Consider the following 312-nt stretch of genomic DNA (forward strand, 5'->3'; position numbering starts at 1 on the left):
TCGAAGTACTTGCCGTCATCTATCACGGGCGGCCTGTCTTACAAAGGAAACTGGGATGCGAACGCAAACAGCCCGGTTCTAGCTAACGGCGGCGTTGCTGGCGGTACTGCTCAGGCAAATGGTTCGTACTACGTGGTTTCTGTTGCAGGCTCAACATCTATCGACGGCATCAGTACATGGGCCGTTGGTGACTTGGCACTGGTCTCCAACAACGTGTGGACGCGGATTGCGAACTCTGGTTCGAACGTCACGTCCGTGAACGGTAAGACGGGAACCGTGACGCTGACAGCAACCGACATTACTGGGTTTGCC

At 55.4% G+C, this 312-nt stretch carries 1 pseudogene; it reads left to right on the plus strand.

From position 1 onward, the window contains the following. Positions 1-312 (plus strand): annotated as a pseudogene (locus tag AC1RPN_RS08805) (hypothetical protein); the annotation flags it as partial.

This window comes from Dellaglioa sp. CoH-57-MRSF-20 (assembly GCF_056781955.1).